Origin of the sequence: Streptococcus shenyangsis, assembly GCF_006385785.1 — a bacterium.
In the GTDB taxonomy this organism is placed as follows: domain Bacteria; phylum Bacillota; class Bacilli; order Lactobacillales; family Streptococcaceae; genus Streptococcus; species Streptococcus shenyangsis.
The window spans coordinates 74,820-89,680 of record NZ_VFSH01000008.1 but is presented as its reverse complement, the minus strand read 5'-3'; the positions used below and the strand labels follow the sequence as shown (position 1 = coordinate 89,680).

Genomic DNA, 14,861 nt, shown 5'->3' with positions numbered 1-14,861 from the left:
ATTGTAGACTATATTGATTACTACAACAATAAACGAATTAAGGTAAAACTAAAAGGACTCAGTCCTGTGCAATACAGAACTAAATCCTTCGGATAAATTGATTGTCTAACTTTTTGGGGTCAGTACATGAAAACCTTGATAGTATGCGTTTTATTGTGGGGAAATTTACTTCACTTTCTCCTGAAATTGAGTTTTTGCCCAGCTCCTCTTGATTATTCTACTTGCTCAGGCCAAGCATTCATACCACCTTCTACATTGATAACGTTGAGGCCTTGGGCGCTGAGAAATTGGCAGGCAGAGGCAGAACGTACTCCACCTTGACAGATGACATGGTATTCATGGTTAGGTTTGAGTTCTTTATAGCCTTGCTCCAAGGTACTTAACGGAAGATTTTTGGCACCTGGTGCATGTCCTGCTTGGAATTCATGTGCTTCACGGACATCGATAAGCTCTAAATTTTCATTTTGATATTTTTCATAAAAGTCAGCCATGCTGATACTAGTTTCCATATTCTACTCCTTCTGGCTTAGCCATTTTGTATAGTGAATAAGCGCCGTCAAGGTTTTGGACGGTAAATCCTGCTTGTTTGAGGATACGCTCTGCGATATAGCTGCGCAAACCACTGTGGCAGCTAACGATGTAGGCTTGGTTCTTGTCCAGTTCGTTCAAGCGTTCCCGCAAGCGTTCCCGTAGTTCGTTTAGGGGGATGTGGATGGTATCGACTTTGAGTCGACCACTCTGAAATTCGCCACTTGTCCGTACATCAAGGAATTTCTTTCCCTTAGCTAGTTCGTCTTCGAGTTGGTACCATTGAACATTGTCGCTGAGACCTTCGATAAGATTCAAGGCTGCGTAGCCCAGCATATTGACGGGATCCTTGGCAGAGCCAAATGGTGGCGCATAGGTGAACTCCAATTCTGGCAAGTCAAAGACGGTGAGATTTCCCTTGATAGCAGTTGCCAGGATATCGATTCGTTTGTCAACGCCTTTCTTCCCGACTCCTTGGGCACCGTAGATTTTTCCAGTGGTTGGGTCAAAGAGGAGCTTCAAGGTCATATCAGTAGCGCCTGGATAATAACCAGCGTGGTCTTTCCCACTGACATGAAGGGCCTTGTAAGGAAGTTGATTCATGCTAAGGATACGCTCGCTGAGACCAGTCGAAGCAGCTGTCATATCAAAGGCACGAACGATAGCAGTGCCGATACTTCCCTTGTTTGTACGTTCTAGTCCTGCGATGACGTCTGCCACTTGGCGTCCCTGACGATTGGCAGGAGAAGCGAGAGAGATGAGAGCATCTTGGCCTGTAATCTCTTGCTTGACGACGATGGCATCCCCAACTGCAAAAATATCTTTTTGACTGGTTTCGTAATGTTCATCAACCAGAATCCCACCTCTAAGTCCCAGTTCAATCCCCGCAGTTTTGGCCAGTCTATTTTCAGGTTCAACACCGACAGAAAGGATGGTGAGATCAGAAGTGATCTTTTGACCGTTTTCGAGAACGATGACTTTTCCTTGGTCTTCAAATCGAGTCGCAGACTGAGAAGTGATAACGCGAACGCCGTTTTTAACCAATTCTGCTTGGACAAAGGCTGCCATTTCTTGATCTAATGATGGTAAGACATGGGGTGCTTTCTCAACAATAGTAACTTGCAGGCCGCGTTTCGCCAGATTTTCAGCCATTTCAAGCCCGATAAAGCCTACACCGATAACGACAGCTTCTTTTGGATAATTGTCCAAGGCTGCCATAATTTCATCGAGATCGGGAACATTGCGGAGCGTGTAGGCATTCTTAGCTTCTGCCAAACCTTCAATGGCAGGAACAAATGGTTTAGCTCCTGGGGAGAGGATCAACTTGTTGTAGCTTTCTGTGAATTCCTGCCCATCATGTCGTACCGTCACAGTGTGTTCTTCTGGCGAAATCTGGATGACCTCGTGAAATGGTCGCACATCGAGATTAAAGCGTGCCTTGAGACTTTCAGGAGTTTGGACCAATAAACTATCACGGTTTGCAATTTCTCCTGAAACATAGTAAGGAAGCCCGCAGTTTGCAAAGGAAACAAAGGGATCTTTCTCAAAAATAGTGATTTCAGCGTCTTCCATGAGACGTCTGAGACGGGTTGCTGCTGACATTCTGCCTGCAACTCCCCCGACAATGATAATTTTCATTGATTTTCTCCTTTATGCTTCTAGATGACTTTTCCTGTCCAAGAGCTCATACCGCCTCGGACATTGATGACATCGTAGCCTTTTTTCTTTAGCTTTTTAGCAGCCATCTTACTACGCACACCAGAATGACAAATGACATAAAGTGTTTCTTTTGTTGTTGGTGTGTAGGAACCAATTTCGGTCAGAGGAACATTCTTGGCATTTTTGATATGACCTCTACGAAATTCCATTGGCGTCCGAACATCTAGTAGCTGAATTGGTTCCTTGAGTTTAGCTTCTAACTCGCTGGTAGAAATACTGTCAATTTTTGTAAATAAGTGAAACATAGGCACCTCCGAATATACCCTTATGGGGTATATTAAACCATGAAGTCAAGCTTTTGTCAAGCAAGTTGTTTTGACTTGGTGGAGATTGGTTGCGATTGTATTGTTTTTCTCCTCAGTTCCTCAGCTTCCTCCTTGACACTCGGTCAGCTTTTGATACAATAGTACAAAATCAGAGGAGGTGGGTTATGATTCAGAAACATGCGATTCCTATCTTAGAGTTTGATGAAAATCCTCAGGCGGTCATCATGCCCAATCACGAGGGGCTGGACTTGCACTTGCCAAAGAAGTGTGTCTATGCTTTTTTAGGTGAGGAGATTGACCGCTATGCTAGGGAAGTAGGGGCGGACTGTGTCGGCGAATTCGTTTCAGCCACCAAGACCTATCCAGTCTATGTCGTTAACTACAAGGGCGAGGGAATTTGTCTGGCTCAGGCACCTGTTGGCTCCGCTCCAGCAGCCCAGTTTATGGATTGGTTGATTGGCTATGGTGTGGAGCAGATTATTTCCACTGGAACCTGTGGTGTGCTAGCTGATATAGAAGAAAACGCCTTTCTAGTCCCTGTTCGCGCTCTGCGAGATGAAGGAGCTAGTTATCACTATGTGGCAGCTTCTCGTTATATGGAAATTCAGGCAGAGGCTATTGCTGCCATTGAGCAAGTTTTGGAAGCCAGAGGGATTCCTTATGAAGAAGTCGTGACCTGGACGACAGACGGTTTTTACCGAGAAACGGCTGAAAAGGTGGCCTATCGCAAGGAAGAAGGCTGTGCTGTTGTGGAGATGGAGTGTTCTGCGCTTGCGGCAGTAGCCCAACTGCGTGGGGTTCTCTGGGGAGAATTGTTGTTCACAGCTGATTCCTTAGCAGACTTGGACCAGTACGATAGTCGTGACTGGGGTTCAGAAGCTTTCGAGAAGGCCTTGGAACTCTGCCTTGAGATAACTTCTCAGATATAGCTACTCTCCTTCTTTTTATGGTACAATGGATGTATGTTATTCAAATTATTTGTTAAAAAAATTGAAAGAGCCTTGGGCGGACTTTCGCCCGCTCGTCGAATTTTTCTGAGTTTCGCTGGAGTTATTTTGATAGGCTCTCTTCTTTTGAGTTTGCCTTTTGTTCAGGCGAGTGGTTCGCAGGCTACTTATTTTGACCATCTTTTTACGACGGTGTCCATGGTCTGTGTGACTGGCCTTTTTACGCAACCAGTGGCTACTACCTATAATGTCTGGGGGCAGTTGATTTGTATGCTTTTGATACAGATTGGTGGTCTGGGGCTCATGACCTTTATCGGGGTCTTTTATATTCAGGGGAAGCAAAAACTCAGTCTTCGCAGTCGTGAAACCATTCAGGAGAGTTTTAGTTACGGGGAAACTCGGTCGCTGAAGGCCTTTATGCGCTCCATCTTTTTGACGACTTTTCTGGTGGAGGGCTTGGGTGCCTTTCTACTAAGTTTCCGTTTTATTCCTGAGTTCGGCTGGGGAAGAGGCATTTTTACCTCTATCTTTTTAGCCATTTCAGCTTTTTGTAATGCTGGTTTTGATAATTTCGGCAGTAGCAGTTTAGTAGCTTTTCAGACGGATCCCTTGATCAATCTAGTCATTGCTGGTTTGATTATCACAGGTGGTCTTGGCTTTATGGTTTGGTTTGACTTGGCAACCCAGTTTGACAAGAAGAAAAAACGTCGTCTTCGTTTCCACACCAAGCTGGTCCTCTTCTTGACTGCAGGCATTTTGCTGTTTGGGACAGTATCTACACTCTTTACGGAGTGGCACAATCCAGGAACGATTGGCAATCTCAGTGTTCCAGAGAAAGTGCTGGTTAGCTTTTTCCAAACCGTTAGCATGAGAACGGCCGGTTTTGCTTCTATTGACTATACTCAAGCTCGGCCTGTGACCTTGTTTATCTATATCCTACAGATGTTTCTGGGTGGAGCGCCTGGAGGGACGGCTGGGGGTCTCAAGATTACGACTTTCTTTGTCTTATTGGTCTTTGCTCGTAGTGAATTGTTGGGCTTACCTCATGCTAATGTTGCGCAGAGAACCATTGAGGCTCGAACAGTCCAAAAATCCTTTAGTGTCTTCATTATCTTTTTGATGACCTTCTTGTTGGGCTTGATGTTGTTGGGAATTACAGCAGAAGGAACACCGCGATTTATTTACCTCATGTTTGAGACCATTTCCGCCCTTGCGACAGTTGGGGTAACGGCAAATCTGACGCCAGAATTGGGCAAGTTAGCTCTCAGCATTGTCATGGTGCTCATGTTTATTGGCCGTATCGGTCCCTTGACCTTGCTGGTTAGTCTAGCTGACTACCAGCCTGATAAGAAAGATTTGATTCAGTATATGAAAGCAGATATTAGTATTGGATAAGAAAGGAAGAACGATGTCAGATCGTACGATTGGAATTTTAGGCTTGGGGATTTTCGGGAGTAGTGTCCTGACAGCCCTAGCCAAGCAAGATATGAATATTATTGCCATTGATGACCACGCAGAGCACATCAATCAATTTGAGCCTGTTTTGGCGCGTGGAGTTGTGGGCGATATTACAGATGAGGAACTCCTCAGAACTGCAGGAATTGATACCTGTGATACGGTTGTAGTGGCAACAGGGGAAAATCTAGAGTCGAGTGTGCTTGCAGTCATGCATTGTAAGAGTTTGGGGGTACCAAGGGTTATTGCCAAGGTCAAAAGCCAGACAGCTAAGAAGGTGCTAGAAAAAATCGGTGCTGACTCGGTGATTTCACCTGAGTATGAAATGGGGCAGTCTCTAGCGCAGACCATTCTCTTTCATAACAATGTTGATGTCTTTCAGCTGGATAAAAATGTGTCTATCGTGGAGATGAAAATTCCGAGTGTTTGGGCAGGTCAAAGCCTGAGCCAGCTGGATCTACGTGGCAAATACAACCTCAATGTCCTAGGATTTCGTGAACAAGAAAATTCACCACTGGATGTCCAGTTTGGCCCTAATGATCTCTTGAGGGCAGATGCCTATATCTTGGCGGTCATTAACAACCAGTATCTAGATGACTTGGCAGAATTAAATTCGTAAGGAGGGGGATCCCCTCTTTTTTGATGTCCAAGATAGGAAATTGGGAGAACACCTTGTATTCCAGTAAAAGTCCTTCAAAAGCTGGACTTTATGGTAGAATAGAAAGAAGTGACAAGAGAGAGTAATACTCTTCGAAAATCTCTTCAAACCACGTCAACGTCGCCTTTCTGTAGGTATGGTTACTGACTTTGTCAGTTCTATCCACAACCTCAAAACAGTGTTTTGAGCTGACTTCGTCAGTTCTATCTGCAACTTCAAAGCAGTGCTTTGAGCTGACTTCGTCAGTTCTATCTGCAACTTCAAAGCAGTGCTTTGAGCAACCTGCGGCTAGTTTCCTAGTTTGCTCTTTGATTTTCATTGAGTATAAGAAAAAATCAGTCCCCTAAAGGAGTAGATTATGAAGTTATTGTCTATCGCCATCCCTAGCTATAATGCTGCAGCCTATCTTCATTACTGTGTGGAGTCGCTAGTGATTGGTGGTGAGCAAGTTGAGATTTTGATTATCAATGACGGGTCTCAGGACCAGACTCAGGAAATCGCTGAGCGTTTAGCCAGCAAGTATCCTAGCATCGTTAGAGCCATCTATCAGGAAAATAAAGGCCATGGCGGTGCCGTCAATCGCGGCTTAGCGGAGGCTTCTGGTCGTTATTTTAAAGTAGTTGATAGTGATGACTGGGTGGATCCTCGTGCTTACCTAAAGATTCTTGAAACCTTGCAGGAACTAGAGAGTGAAGGTCAAGAAGTGGATGCCTTTGTGACCAATTTTGTCTATGAAAAGGAAGGTCAGTCTCGTAAGAAGAGTATGAGTTACGAGTCAGTCTTGCCTGTCCAGCAGATTTTTGGCTGGGATCAGGTCGGAAATTTCTCAAAAGGCCAGTATATCATGATGCACTCGCTGATTTATCGGACAGATTTGTTGCGAGCGAGTCAGTTCCAATTGCCTGAGCATACTTTTTATGTCGATAATCTCTTTGTCTTTACCCCCCTTCAGCAGGTCAAGACCATGTACTATCTGCCTGTCGATTTCTATCGTTATTTGATTGGGCGTGAGGACCAGTCTGTCAATGAGCAAGTGATGATTAAGCGTATTGACCAGCAACTAAAGGTCAATCGACTCTTGGTAGACCAGCTTGATTTATCTAAAATAAGCCACCCAAAAATGCGAGAGTATCTGCTGAATCATATTGAAATCACGACGGTGATTTCCAGTGCCCTGCTTAACCGAGCTGGAACAGCAGAGCATCTTGCCAAAAAACGGGAGCTGTGGACCTATATTCAGCAGGAAAATCCAGAGGTTTTTCAGGCTATCCGCAAGACCATGTTGAGCCGTTTGACCAAACATTCGGTCTTGCCAGCTCGCAAACTTTCCAATGTCGTCTATCAAATCACCAAGTCTGTTTATGGATTTAATTAATATAAGTATTTTATAAGAGGGATTTAAGAAAAATTTTAACTTTTTCTTAATCCTTTTTAATTTTAGGAGATTATACTAGAGTCATCAAATAAAGAAAAACTCTAAGGAGAATCCTATGAAATTCAATCCAAATCAAAGATATACTCGTTGGTCTATTCGCCGTCTTAGTGTCGGTGTTGCCTCAGTTGTTGTGGCCAGTGGCTTCTTTGTCCTAGTTGGGCAACCAAGTTCTGTGCGTGCCGATGTGGTCAATCCGACCCCTGCTCAAGTTGTACCAGACGCAACTTCGGTGAGTGAAAAGAGCGACTTACCAGCAGAGGTTCTCAAGAAAGCAGTTGATGTAGCTCTGCCTTCAGAACAGGTAGACTCAACACCTAAAGCAAGTTTGGATGCTACAAGCTCTCCAGAAAAAGTGAATGTAGCTGATAAAGACCAAGTAGTAGCACCAAAAGAAGAAGTGCAAGCAAAACCAGAATCTAAGAAAGAAACAGAAGATGCGCTTAAACCTGTGACAAATCCTGCGCCTACAGTTTCTGGACAAGACCGTGAAGCAAATGAAGCGCAACCAGCAACCACCCCAGCTGAAGTGCAAAAGGGCGTGGCTGACAATACCAAAGACACAGTAGATGTTCCAGCTACTTACTTGGATAAAGCCAACTTCCCAGGCCCATTCACAGCTGGTGTCAATCAAGTTATTCCATACGAATTCTTCGCTGGTGACGGTATGTTAACACGCCTTATCTTGAAAGCATCCGACAAGGCCCCATGGTCAGATAATGGTTCAGCTAAAAATCCAGCTCTCCCACCAGTAGAAAACTTGGGCAAAGGTCTCTATTTCTATGAAGTAGATTTGGCTGGTACTCAAGGTAAATCAGATAAAGAGCTTCTTGACCTCTTGAAACAAAACGGCACTCAAAGCTATAAAGCTACTATCAAGGTATACGGTGCTAAAGACGGTAAGGCTGATTTGAGCAATCTCGTAGCGACTAAAGATTTGGATGTCAACTTGAATGGCTTGACTACTCCAGCTGAAGTCCAAAAAGGCGTGGCTGATAACACTAAAGACACAGTAGACGTTCCAGCTACTTACCTAGACAAAGCCAACTTCCCAGGCCCATTCACAGCCGGTGTCAACCAAGTTATTCCTTACGAATTCTTCGCTGGTGACGGTATGTTGACTCGTCTTATCTTGAAGGCTTCAGACAAGGCTCCATGGTCAGATAACGGTTCAGCTAAAAATCCAGCTCTTCCACCAGTAGAGAAACTGGGCAAAGGCCTCTACTTCTATGAAGTGGATTTGGCCGGCACTCAAGGAAAATCAGATAAAGAACTTCTTGACCTCTTGAAGCAAAACGGCACTCAAAGTTATAAAGCTACAATCAAAGTTTACGGTGCTAAAGACGGCAAGGCCGATTTGAGCAATCTCGTAGCGACAAAAGATTTGGATGTCAACTTGAATGGTTTGACTACTCCAGCTGAAGTTCAAAAAGGTGTGGCCGACAATACCAAAGACACAGTAGACGTTCCAGCTACTTATCTAGATAAAGCTAACTTCCCAGGCCCATTCACAGCTGGTGTTAACCAAGTTATTCCATATGAATTCTTCGCCGGAGACGGTATGTTAACCCGCCTTATCTTGAAAGCATCCGACAAGGCTCCATGGTCAGACAATGGTTCAGCTAAAAATCCAGCTCTTCCACCAGTAGAGAAATTGGGCAAAGGTCTTTACTTCTATGAAGTAGATTTGGCTGGCACTCAAGGTAAATCTGATAAAGAGCTGCTTGACCTCTTGAAACAAAACGGAACTCAAAGTTACAAGGCAACTATCAAAGTTTACGGTGCTAAAGACGGCAAGGCCGATTTGAGCAATCTCGTAGCGACAAAAGATTTGGATGTCAACTTGAATGGTTTGACTACTCCAGCTGAAGTTCAAAAAGGTGTGGCCGACAATACCAAAGACACAGTAGATGTTCCAGCTACTTACTTGGATAAGGCCAATTTCCCAGGTCCGTTCACAGCCGGCGTCAACCAAGTTATCCCATATGAATTCTTCGCTGGTGACGGTATGTTGACTCGTCTTATCTTGAAAGCATCTGACAAGGCCCCATGGTCAGATAATGGTTCAGCTAAAAATCCGGCCCTTCCACCAGTGGAAAAATTGGGCAAAGGCCTTTACTTCTACGAAGTAGACTTGGCAGGAACTCAAGGCAAATCAGATAAAGAACTTCTAGACCTCTTGAAACAAAACGGCACTCAAAGCTACAAGGCAACTATCAAGGTATACGGTGCCAAAGATGGCAAGGCGGATTTGAGCAACCTCGTAGCGACTAAGGATTTGACAGTGAACTTGCATGGACATCAGTCTCTGATTCCGATGCAGTCAGGTTTCGACCCCTCTTCTAATGGTTCAGCTATGCCGGCTCCAATGATGAATAGTCATCAAGATGCGTCTAAGATGAACTCTCAAATGCCAAGTGCTCATCAAGATGATATGAAATCTAAAATGCCAGCTGCTAGTCAGGATAAGATGATGCCTAGCAAAGAGCAGGACAAAACCATGAATGCTAGCCAGCCTATGGCAACACCAAGCATGAAACAAGATCAAGCTCCAGCAGCCTCAAGCAAAATGTCTGATGAAGGCAAGATGGCATCTACTAACAAGGTATCAAGTCCAATGATGGCTGCTCAAATGAAAGACCAAAAAGACATGCTTCCATATACTGGTGAAGTCCAAACATCAATGGCTACTCTTGGATTCTTTGGATTAGCCTTGGCCGGCCTGCTAGGTGGACTCGGTTTGAAAGCTAAAAAAGAGGAAAATGACTAGTCTAGCTACAGACTTTCTATCTAGGATTTGAAAAATTCAGATATCGATTAGAATGTTCGTAAAGAGATTAAAATAGTGTTATACTATTGTGGTATAGCACTGTTTTTTTCAAAGGAGAGACAGATGGGAAAGACAATTTTACTCGTTGACGACGAGGTAGAAATCACAGATATTCATCAACGTTATCTGGTTCAGGCAGGATATCAGGTTTTGGTGGCTCATGATGGAGTAGAGGCCTTAGAAATCTTCAGGCGAAAAGCGATTGATTTGATTATTACAGATATCATGATGCCTCGGATGGATGGTTATGATTTGATTAGTGAGGTTCAGTATCAATCTCCGGATCAGCCTTTTCTCTTTATCACGGCTAAAACCAGTGAGCAGGATAAAATTTACGGCCTAAGCTTGGGGGCAGATGATTTTATTGCCAAGCCCTTTAGCCCTCGTGAGCTGGTTTTGCGTGTCCACAATATCTTGCGTCGCCTTCATCGTGGAGGTGAGACAGAGGTCGTCAGTCTCGGGGATTTACGGATGAATCACGGTAGTCATGAGGTCCAAGTCGGAGATGTGGCGCTTGATTTGACCGTCAAATCCTTCGAACTTCTATGGCTTTTAGCCAGCAATCCAGAGCGCGTTTTCTCCAAGACAGACCTCTATGAAAAGGTCTGGCAGGAAGACTATGTAGATGATACCAATACCTTGAATGTTCATATTCATGCTCTTCGACAGGAGTTGGCTAAACATGCTAGCGCAGAAACACCGACCATCAAAACTGTCTGGGGCTTGGGCTACAAAATTGAGAAAGCACGAGGTAGTTAATGAAATTAAAAAGTTATATTTTAGTGGGGTATATCATTTCAACACTCCTAACGATTATCGTGGTTTTTTGGGCTGTTCAAAAAATGCTGATTGAGAAAAGCGAGATTTACTTTCTGCTTGGAATGACCATCGTTGCCAGCCTTGTCGGTGCTGGGATTAGTCTATTTCTCCTATCGCCGGTATTTACTTCGTTGGGCAAACTCAAGGAACATGCCAAGCGGGTAGCGGACAAGGACTTTCCATCAAATCTAGAGGTTCAAGGTCCTGTAGAATTTCAGCAATTAGGTCAAGCTTTTAATGAAATGTCCCATGATTTGCAGGCGACCTTTGATTCCTTGGAAGAAAGCGAACGAGAAAAGGGCTTGATGATTGCCCAGTTGTCGCATGATATCAAGACCCCCATCACTTCGATTCAAGCGACGGTAGAAGGGATTTTGGATGGGGTTATCAAGGAAGGAGAACAGGACCATTATCTAGCAACCATTGGGCGCCAGACGGAAAGACTCAATAAACTGGTTGAAGAGTTGAATTTTTTGACTCTAAATACAGCTAGAAATCAGGTGGAAACTACCAGCAAAGACAGCATTTTTCTGGATCAGCTCTTGATTGAGTGCATGAGTGAATTTCAGTTCTTGATTGAGCAGGAAGAGCGAGATGTTCATTTACAGGTAATCCCAGAGTCTGCCCGGATTGAGGGAGATTATGCCAAACTTTCTCGTATCTTGGTGAATCTGGTCAATAACGCTTTTAAATACTCTGCTCCAGGAACCAAGCTGGAAGTGGTGGCTAAGCTGGAGAAAAACCAGCTTTCAATCAGTGTGACCGATGAAGGGCAGGGAATTGCCCCAGAGGACTTGGAGAATATTTTCAAACGCCTTTATCGTGTCGAAACTTCGCGTAACATGAAAACAGGTGGTCATGGTCTTGGTCTTGCGATTGCGCGTGAATTGGCCCATCAATTGAGTGGAGAAATCAGAGTTAGCAGTCAGTACGGACTAGGAAGCACCTTTACCCTCGTTCTCAATCTCTCTGGCAGTGAAAATAAAGCTTAAAACCCCTTTACAAATTCAGCCATTCATGGTAAAATGAATTTTGTGTGAAATATCAGCAGGAAAGCATGAAGCTCGTCAACAGGTGTCTTATGATAAGTAACCTTGGCTGTTTAGGCGAAGGGCATCTGCACGAATCAGGGCTTTCTAAGTGACTATTTCCACCGAAATATTATTTATATCAGGAGGACATTCACATGTCACGTTATACAGGACCATCTTGGAAACAAGCTCGTCGCCTTGGCCTTTCACTTACAGGTACAGGTAAAGAATTGGCACGTCGTAACTACGTACCAGGACAACACGGACCAAACAACCGTTCTAAATTATCAGAATACGGTTTGCAATTGGCTGAAAAACAAAAACTTCGTTTCACTTACGGTGTAGGTGAAAAACAATTCCGTAACTTGTTCGTACAAGCTACAAAAATCAAAGGCGGAATCCTAGGTTTCAACTTCATGCTTCTTTTGGAACGTCGTTTGGATAACGTTGTTTACCGTCTTGGTCTTGCGACTACTCGTCGTCAAGCTCGTCAATTCGTAAACCACGGTCACATCCTTGTTGACGGAAAACGCGTTGATATCCCATCATACCGCGTAACTCCAGGTCAAGTGATCTCAGTTCGTGAAAAATCATTGAAAGTTCCAGCTATCCTTGAAGCAGTAGAAGCTACTCTTGGACGTCCAGCATTCGTATCATTCGACGCTGAAAAATTGGAAGGTTCATTGACTCGCTTGCCAGAACGCGACGAAATCAACCCAGAAATCAACGAAGCACTTGTCGTTGAATTCTACAACAAAATGCTTTAATTTTAAGAAATATCTTACAGAAAGCCTACAACAGTGGGCTTTTTGCTTTGTCTTAAAATGTTGATTTCTGGGTTTGTCCCCCTTTTTGTCCCCCTTCACAAAGAACTAACAGCTTTCTCATAAAATGAGACGGCTGTTTTTGCTTTTTCTTTGGAGAGATGACTGTAAGTGTCCATAGTCATAGCTAATGTAGAATGACCTAGACGGTGTTGTAATTCTTTATATGGTATTCCAGAGTTTAGCAAGAGACTAGCGTGTGTGTGTCTAAAACCATGGAATCCAATATTAGGTACACCAGCATGTTTGAAACGTGTGTTTAAACGAGTTGATAGTGTTTTATTGTTTGGGTATTTATGAATAAAATCTGAGAAGACAACAGTTTCAGTCCGACCAAGTTTCCAAGCTTCTTGCCTTTGTCTTTTTTGATACATTTTTAAGACCTCTATAGTTTGTAGGTCAATATCAATTGTGCGATAACTTGCCTCAGACTTTGGGCTGTTAATCTCACCTAAATGGTTTAGTGTTTTTGTAATATTCACAGTTGCATTATGTAGGTCAATATCTGACCAGTGTAGAGCTAAGGCTTCATTAATACGGCAACCAGTAGCAAGAAGAAACTTATACAAAGTAATTTCATAGATATTTCTATATATTGCTAAGTTAGCCTCTTCCAAATAACTGAGAAATTGCTTTAACTCTAAGTTATTAAAGTGCTTGACTTTGTTTCTACCCTTTTTTATTTTACGAGGAAGAATAACTTCACGAGCTGGATTTATATCAATAATCTGCATTGTCACAGCATATTGTAGGATACGTTTATTTAGCGCGTGAATTTTATCATAGTGTAGAAATGCGCCTTCTTCTCTTTTGTTAGCACGTAGAGCTAGTTGATTAACAATGCGTTGGATAGTTGGAGTGGTTAACTTATCTAACCTATAAGAACCAAATAGAGGAATCAAATGGTTAGCTAGTAGTCGTTTTACTGAATCTTGTGTATTTGGTTTTACTGTGTGTTGATAGCTTTCCCACCATAATTGAGCTACTTCTTCATAGCTTGTTAGTGGAATGGTTTCCTTCTTAGTAGAGCCATTATTTTGGAATTCGGCTTTAGCTAATTGAGCTTTTTTCTTCAATTCAGTTTTAGTTCTAGCTGTCAGATTAGCCTTTATTTTTTTTCCTGTGAGTTTATCTACTCCTAAGTATACTTTTGCACGATATACAGTGTCACCGTTTTGTTTCTTGATTTCTGCTATTTTCATTTCTTAACCTTTCTAACATCAGTAGGCAAGCTGTAAAAGGTTATGAAAAATAGTTATTATGATTTGTGTCTAGAACGAATACCTTCAATTAGTATTTGTAGAGCGGTTAAGTCTTCAGTTGTGAGTGCTTGACCATCAATAGTTATTTTTACATTCTTTCTAAAGATATAATCAAGGTTGATTTTAATATTTTCTCCATTGATAATATCGTGGCTAATATCTTTGTATGTTTTTAACTTTGAGAATATGGATTTATCATTTCTTAATTCAATTAAATCTTTTAAAAGTTGCTTCTCTTTATCGTTATGAACTGAATTCATGTTGATATTTTTGATTATATCACCAATATAAGTGCTAGCCAATGTTTTATATTCAATGCAGTATTCATCGAACTCTAATCCATCTTGTTCGCATTTTTCTTTTATAGAGAGTGAAGCAATGCTTTCAGTAATATCAATGAGTTTAGTTAAACTGGGAATCTTTTTCCCATTTTCAATTTGTGAGATATAAGACTGTGATACTTTTAGGTCTTCAGCAAGGCTCTTAGTAGTTACATCGCCTTCTGTGCGGCATTTTTTAAGATATGCTCCTATCATATTTAACCTCCGTTTAATAACTTTAGTAATATTTTAGCACAAAACTCTTGACATGTAAATAAAAAACTGATAAAATGCAAAACATAACCTAAGTTAATTAACTTAGTTAAGTAGGTAAGCTGTAATAGTTATGAGAGGATAGTTGTGCACAAATAGGAAAGAAAGGAGATATATGTATAGTATACCACAAGGGATATTATCTAAGGAAGCAGAACTAGCATTATTGGAGAGGATTGAGCATTTAATAAATGATTATCTATCACATGCAATGCTTTCACCTCATAGTGACTCGTTTGGCTTGATACAACAGAAAGAGTTAATCAAAGAACTAGGTATTAGTTTAGTAACTCTGCATGAATGGGAGCGTTTGGGGTTAACCCGATACTGTCCACCAATAGAAGGAACTCGCAAAGTTTTCTATAAGAAATCAGATGTTATGAAGTTTCTTTCAATTACTAATAAGGAGTGAATACATTGTATGAAAAGAAAATAAACACAATTGAAAAATTCTATGATTTCTTGAAATACATAGGAATTTATAACCATGTTGAATC

16 protein-coding genes and 1 pseudogene are annotated in these 14,861 nt (G+C 42.3%); 11 read left to right on the top strand and 6 right to left on the bottom strand.

The annotated features are described in order from the left end of the window. Window positions 1–96: IS3 family transposase (locus FJR77_RS07185; RefSeq protein WP_133162783.1), on the top strand; the 96-nt coding region annotated here is incomplete at its 5' end. 116 nt (window positions 97–212) lie between these two features. Here FJR77_RS07185 and FJR77_RS07180 read toward each other — a convergent pair. The 3 genes from FJR77_RS07180 to FJR77_RS07170 are packed head-to-tail and all read right to left on the bottom strand — an operon-like array spanning window position 213 to window position 2,492. After that, a complete protein-coding gene (locus tag FJR77_RS07180; RefSeq protein ID WP_140833997.1) occupies window positions 213–509 on the bottom strand; it encodes a rhodanese-like domain-containing protein in 297 nt (98 codons plus the stop codon). Continuing rightward, window positions 499–2,166 carry an FAD-dependent oxidoreductase gene (locus FJR77_RS07175; protein ID WP_140833999.1) on the bottom strand — a complete coding sequence of 556 codons (1,668 nt, stop codon included), beginning with the start codon at window positions 2,164–2,166 and terminating at the stop codon, window positions 499–501. Before FJR77_RS07175 ends, FJR77_RS07180 begins: the two co-directional genes overlap by 11 nt. 20 nt (window positions 2,167–2,186) lie before the next feature. Continuing rightward, window positions 2,187–2,492, bottom strand: coding sequence for a rhodanese-like domain-containing protein (locus FJR77_RS07170; protein ID WP_000468857.1), 306 nt, complete (start codon window positions 2,490–2,492; stop codon window positions 2,187–2,189). A 185-nt stretch (window positions 2,493–2,677) separates the two neighbouring features. Between FJR77_RS07170 and FJR77_RS07165 the strand changes: the two genes are divergently transcribed. From FJR77_RS07165 to FJR77_RS07155, 3 genes are read left to right on the top strand one after another with little or no spacing between them, the layout of a single operon-like run. Continuing rightward, window positions 2,678–3,442, top strand: a complete 765-nt coding sequence (locus FJR77_RS07165; protein WP_140834001.1) for a nucleoside phosphorylase — start codon at window positions 2,678–2,680, stop codon at window positions 3,440–3,442. Between the two features lie 33 nt (window positions 3,443–3,475). Continuing rightward, window positions 3,476–4,855: a TrkH family potassium uptake protein gene (locus FJR77_RS07160; RefSeq protein ID WP_140834002.1), complete on the top strand. Its 1,380-nt coding sequence runs from the start codon at window positions 3,476–3,478 to the stop codon at window positions 4,853–4,855. A gap of 13 nt (window positions 4,856–4,868) precedes the next feature. Next, complete coding sequence (locus tag FJR77_RS07155; RefSeq protein WP_023944046.1) at window positions 4,869–5,534, top strand: potassium channel family protein; 666 nt, start codon at window positions 4,869–4,871, stop codon at window positions 5,532–5,534. A gap of 88 nt (window positions 5,535–5,622) precedes the next feature. On the opposite strand, the gene FJR77_RS10340 is transcribed toward FJR77_RS07155, so the two are convergent. Beyond that, window positions 5,623–5,892 (bottom strand): hypothetical protein, encoded by a 270-nt coding sequence (locus tag FJR77_RS10340; RefSeq protein ID WP_235888722.1) that lies wholly within the window; start codon window positions 5,890–5,892, stop codon window positions 5,623–5,625. A gap of 39 nt (window positions 5,893–5,931) precedes the next feature. Between FJR77_RS10340 and FJR77_RS07145 the strand changes: the two genes are divergently transcribed. The 6 genes and pseudogenes from FJR77_RS07145 (at window position 5,932) to rpsD (ending at window position 12,452) form a co-directional block, all read left to right on the top strand. Further along, window positions 5,932–6,948: a glycosyltransferase family 2 protein gene (locus FJR77_RS07145; RefSeq protein ID WP_140834003.1), complete on the top strand. Its 1,017-nt coding sequence runs from the start codon at window positions 5,932–5,934 to the stop codon at window positions 6,946–6,948. A gap of 115 nt (window positions 6,949–7,063) precedes the next feature. Continuing rightward, window positions 7,064–7,165, top strand: a pseudogene (locus tag FJR77_RS10550) (YSIRK-type signal peptide-containing protein); the annotation flags it as partial. Window positions 7,166–7,237: 72 nt separating this feature from the next. Beyond that, window positions 7,238–9,775: an SSURE domain-containing protein gene (locus FJR77_RS07140; RefSeq protein ID WP_456243019.1), complete on the top strand. Its 2,538-nt coding sequence runs from the start codon at window positions 7,238–7,240 to the stop codon at window positions 9,773–9,775. 123 nt (window positions 9,776–9,898) lie between these two features. Beyond that, window positions 9,899–10,594, top strand: a complete 696-nt coding sequence (locus FJR77_RS07135; protein ID WP_140834005.1) for a response regulator transcription factor — start codon at window positions 9,899–9,901, stop codon at window positions 10,592–10,594. Further along, window positions 10,594–11,646, top strand: coding sequence for a HAMP domain-containing sensor histidine kinase (locus tag FJR77_RS07130; protein ID WP_140834007.1), 1,053 nt, complete (start codon window positions 10,594–10,596; stop codon window positions 11,644–11,646). Before FJR77_RS07135 ends, FJR77_RS07130 begins: the two co-directional genes overlap by 1 nt. 194 nt (window positions 11,647–11,840) lie before the next feature. After that, window positions 11,841–12,452, top strand: coding sequence for a 30S ribosomal protein S4 (gene rpsD, locus FJR77_RS07125; protein WP_000092756.1), 612 nt, complete (start codon window positions 11,841–11,843; stop codon window positions 12,450–12,452). Window positions 12,453–12,547: 95 nt separating this feature from the next. Here the strand turns inward: rpsD and FJR77_RS07120 are convergent, their stop codons facing one another. Together FJR77_RS07120 and FJR77_RS07115 are read right to left on the bottom strand one after the other, a co-directional pair. Then, window positions 12,548–13,711 (bottom strand): tyrosine-type recombinase/integrase, encoded by a 1,164-nt coding sequence (locus FJR77_RS07120; protein ID WP_049534734.1) that lies wholly within the window; start codon window positions 13,709–13,711, stop codon window positions 12,548–12,550. 56 nt (window positions 13,712–13,767) lie between these two features. Continuing rightward, window positions 13,768–14,307: a helix-turn-helix domain-containing protein gene (locus FJR77_RS07115; protein ID WP_140834008.1), complete on the bottom strand. Its 540-nt coding sequence runs from the start codon at window positions 14,305–14,307 to the stop codon at window positions 13,768–13,770. A 172-nt stretch (window positions 14,308–14,479) separates the two neighbouring features. Between FJR77_RS07115 and FJR77_RS07110 the strand changes: the two genes are divergently transcribed. Next, window positions 14,480–14,776 (top strand): hypothetical protein, encoded by a 297-nt coding sequence (locus FJR77_RS07110; protein ID WP_049499271.1) that lies wholly within the window; start codon window positions 14,480–14,482, stop codon window positions 14,774–14,776. Window positions 14,777–14,861 lie beyond the last annotated feature (85 nt).

Bases quoted from the DNA above. Each gene is read 5' to 3' on its own strand.
- FJR77_RS07180 (WP_140833997.1), bottom strand. From the start codon at position 509: ATGGAAACTAGTATCAGCATGGCTGACTTTTATGAAAAATATCAAAAT.
- FJR77_RS07175 (WP_140833999.1), bottom strand. From the start codon at position 2,166: ATGAAAATTATCATTGTCGGGGGAGTTGCAGGCAGAATGTCAGCAGCA.
- FJR77_RS07170 (WP_000468857.1), bottom strand. From the start codon at position 2,492: ATGTTTCACTTATTTACAAAAATTGACAGTATTTCTACCAGCGAGTTA.
- FJR77_RS07165 (WP_140834001.1), top strand. From the start codon at position 2,678: ATGATTCAGAAACATGCGATTCCTATCTTAGAGTTTGATGAAAATCCT.
- FJR77_RS07160 (WP_140834002.1), top strand. From the start codon at position 3,476: ATGTTATTCAAATTATTTGTTAAAAAAATTGAAAGAGCCTTGGGCGGA.
- FJR77_RS07155 (WP_023944046.1), top strand. From the start codon at position 4,869: ATGTCAGATCGTACGATTGGAATTTTAGGCTTGGGGATTTTCGGGAGT.
- FJR77_RS10340 (WP_235888722.1), bottom strand. From the start codon at position 5,892: ATGAAAATCAAAGAGCAAACTAGGAAACTAGCCGCAGGTTGCTCAAAG.
- FJR77_RS07145 (WP_140834003.1), top strand. From the start codon at position 5,932: ATGAAGTTATTGTCTATCGCCATCCCTAGCTATAATGCTGCAGCCTAT.
- FJR77_RS07135 (WP_140834005.1), top strand. From the start codon at position 9,899: ATGGGAAAGACAATTTTACTCGTTGACGACGAGGTAGAAATCACAGAT.
- FJR77_RS07130 (WP_140834007.1), top strand. From the start codon at position 10,594: ATGAAATTAAAAAGTTATATTTTAGTGGGGTATATCATTTCAACACTC.
- rpsD (WP_000092756.1), top strand. From the start codon at position 11,841: ATGTCACGTTATACAGGACCATCTTGGAAACAAGCTCGTCGCCTTGGC.
- FJR77_RS07120 (WP_049534734.1), bottom strand. From the start codon at position 13,711: ATGAAAATAGCAGAAATCAAGAAACAAAACGGTGACACTGTATATCGT.
- FJR77_RS07115 (WP_140834008.1), bottom strand. From the start codon at position 14,307: ATGATAGGAGCATATCTTAAAAAATGCCGCACAGAAGGCGATGTAACT.
- FJR77_RS07110 (WP_049499271.1), top strand. From the start codon at position 14,480: ATGTATAGTATACCACAAGGGATATTATCTAAGGAAGCAGAACTAGCA.